This window comes from Acinetobacter sp. 251-1 (assembly GCF_030329305.1).
Taxonomy (GTDB): Bacteria; Pseudomonadota; Gammaproteobacteria; order Pseudomonadales; family Moraxellaceae; genus Acinetobacter; species Acinetobacter piscicola_A.
The window spans coordinates 2078-5570 of sequence record NZ_JACANS010000041.1; the positions used below are offsets into that span (position 1 = coordinate 2078).

Annotated in this window: 2 rRNA genes; both read left to right on the forward strand. The window is 48.0% G+C overall.

Features of this window, described 5'->3' with window-relative positions:
• Positions 1-281 precede the first annotated feature (281 nt).
• Positions 282-3174 (forward strand): 23S ribosomal RNA (locus HX129_RS17445).
• A gap of 196 nt (positions 3175-3370) precedes the next feature.
• A 5S ribosomal RNA gene (gene rrf, locus HX129_RS17450) occupies positions 3371-3485 on the forward strand.
• Positions 3486-3493: the final 8 nt, after the last annotated feature.

Genomic DNA, 3493 nt, shown 5'->3' on the forward strand with positions numbered 1-3493 from the left:
TCTGTGATTTATCACAGTTGACTGCGATCTGACGAAGACGTAGTGAATCATTAACAGAATATATTTGAGTTGAAATAAATTGTTCATACTCATTTCAAGTAGGCAACTACAAGAAATGAGTTACTAGCGATAAAACTGAATCAAGCGTTTTGGTATATGAATTTAGATTGAAGCTGTACAGTGCTTAAGTGCACAAGACGCCAACTGTATGATTGACTAAGTAATTAGTTGATCTGTTGCTCATCCTACTTGTAGGGATGAACGACTGTTTGGGGTTGTATAGTCAAGTAATTAAGTGCATGTGGTGGATGCCTTGGCAGTCAGAGGCGATGAAAGACGTAATAGCCTGCGATAAGCTTCGGGGAGGCGGCAAATATCCTGTGATCCGGAGATTTCTGAATGGGGAAACCCACTTACCATAAGGTAGGTATCGTATGATGAATACATAGTCATACGAGGCGAACGAGGGGAAGTGAAACATCTCAGTACCCTTAGGAAAAGAAATCAATTGAGATTCCCTCAGTAGCGGCGAGCGAACGGGGATCAGCCCATTAAGTTATATGTGTTTTAGCGGAACGCTCTGGGAAGTGCGACCGTAGAGGGTGATAGTCCCGTACACGAAAGGGCACATATAATGATGACGAGTAGGGCGAGGCACGTGAAACCTTGTCTGAATATGGGGGGACCATCCTCCAAGGCTAAATACTCCTGACTGACCGATAGTGAACCAGTACCGTGAGGGAAAGGCGAAAAGAACCCCTGTGAGGGGAGTGAAATAGATCCTGAAACCGCATGCATACAAGCAGTGGGAGCCGACTTGTTCGGTGACTGCGTACCTTTTGTATAATGGGTCAGCGACTTATATTCAGTAGCAAGGTTAACCGTATAGGGGAGCCGTAGAGAAATCGAGTCTTAATAGGGCGTATAGTTGCTGGGTATAGACCCGAAACCGGGTGATCTATCCATGAGCAGGTTGAAGGTTGGGTAACACTAACTGGAGGACCGAACCCACTGTCGTTGAAAAGCCAGGGGATGACTTGTGGATAGGGGTGAAAGGCTAATCAAACTCGGTGATAGCTGGTTCTCCCCGAAAGCTATTTAGGTAGCGCCTCGGACGAATACCATTGGGGGTAGAGCACTGTTTCGGCTAGGGGGTCATCCCGACTTACCAAACCGATGCAAACTCCGAATACCAATGAGTACTATCCGGGAGACAGACTGCGGGTGCTAACGTCCGTAGTCAAGAGGAAAACAATCCAGACCGCCAGCTAAGGTCCCAAAATCTATATTAAGTGGGAAACGATGTGGGAAGGCATAGACAGCTAGGAGGTTGGCTTAGAAGCAGCCACCCTTTAAAGAAAGCGTAATAGCTCACTAGTCGAGTCGGCCTGCGCGGAAGATGTAACGGGGCTAAAATATAGTACCGAAGCTGCGGATGTATACTATGTATACGTGGTAGGGGAGCGTTCTGTAAGCCGATGAAGGTGGATTGAGAAGTCTGCTGGAGGTATCAGAAGTGCGAATGCTGACGTGAGTAACGACAAAACGGGTGAAAAACCCGTTCGCTGAAAGACCAAGGGTTCCAGTCCAACGTTAATCGGGGCTGGGTGAGTCGACCCCTAAGGCGAGGCCGAGAGGCGTAGTCGATGGGAAATTGGTTAATATTCCAATACTTCTGTGTAATGCGATGAGAGGACGGAGAAGGTTAAGTCAGCCTGGCGTTGGTTGTCCAGGTGAAAGGTTGTAGGCATGTATCTTAGGCAAATCCGGGGTACTCTATGCTGAGAACTGATAGCAAGCTGTACTTGTACAGTAAAGTGGCTGATACCATACTTCCAAGAAAAGTCTCTAAGCTTCAGTTACACAGGAATCGTACCCGAAACCGACACAGGTGGTCAGGTCGAGTAGACCAAAGCGCTTGAGAGAACTCTGCTGAAGGAACTAGGCAAAATGGTACCGTAACTTCGGGAGAAGGTACGCTGCTTTTGGTGATGGAACTTGCTTCCTGAGCTGAGAGCAGCCACAGAAACTAGGCCCCTGCAACTGTTTATTAAAAACATAGCACTCTGCAAACACGAAAGTGGACGTATAGGGTGTGATGCCTGCCCGGTGCTGGAAGGTTAATTGATGGGGTTAGCGTAAGCGAAGCTCTTGATCGAAGCCCCAGTAAACGGCGGCCGTAACTATAACGGTCCTAAGGTAGCGAAATTCCTTGTCGGGTAAGTTCCGACCTGCACGAATGGCATAATGATGGGGGCGCTGTCTCCAGCAGAGGCTCAGTGAAATCGAAATCGCCGTGAAGATGCGGTGTACCCGCGGCTAGACGGAAAGACCCCGTGAACCTTTACTGCAGCTTGACATTGAACTTTGATCTTACTTGTGTAGGATAGGTGGGAGGCTTTGAAACCGAGACGCTAGTTTCGGTGGAGCCAATCTTGAAATACCACCCTGGTAATATTGAGGTTCTAACTCTGTCCCGTTATCCGGGACGAGGACCATGTCTGGTGGGTAGTTTGACTGGGGCGGTCTCCTCCTAAAGAGTAACGGAGGAGTACGAAGGTGCGCTCAGCGTGGTCGGAAATCACGCGTAGAGTATAAAGGCAAAAGCGCGCTTAACTGCGAGACCCACAAGTCGAGCAGGTACGAAAGTAGGTCTTAGTGATCCGGTGGTTCTGTATGGAAGGGCCATCGCTCAACGGATAAAAGGTACTCTGGGGATAACAGGCTGATACCGCCCAAGAGTTCATATCGACGGCGGTGTTTGGCACCTCGATGTCGGCTCATCTCATCCTGGGGCTGAAGCAGGTCCCAAGGGTATGGCTGTTCGCCATTTAAAGAGGTACGCGAGCTGGGTTTAGAACGTCGTGAGACAGTTCGGTCCCTATCTACCGTGGGCGCTGGAAATTTGAGAGGATCTGCTCCTAGTACGAGAGGACCAGAGTGGACGAACCTCTGGTGTACCGGTTGTGACGCCAGTCGCATCGCCGGGTAGCTATGTTCGGAAGGGATAACCGCTGAAAGCATCTAAGCGGGAAGCCTACCTCAAGATAAGATTTCCCTAGGACTTTATGTCCTCTAAAGAGCCGTTGAAGACTACGACGTTGATAGGTTGGATGTGGAAGTGCAGCGATGCATGAAGCTGACCAATACTAATTGCTCGTGAGGCTTGACTATACAACACCCAAACAGTTGTTGTATAAAAGCTTAATCGATTCATAACTGATCTAATGATCAGGAAAATCCTTGATTCAGATAACGCTAGAACATACAATTCAACGCAAATAACATTCTGTTAAACTCATTTGGAAAAAGCATTGGCATACACTGAAAAGTGAATAAATAAGACCAAAGCAAGTATCCATAACAGTTTGCTGGCGACAATAGCAAGAGTGAACCACCTGATCCCTTCCCGAACTCAGAAGTGAAACCTCTTAGCGCTGATGGTAGTGTGGGATTACCCATGTGAGAGTAAGTCATCGCCAGCTTTTAAATT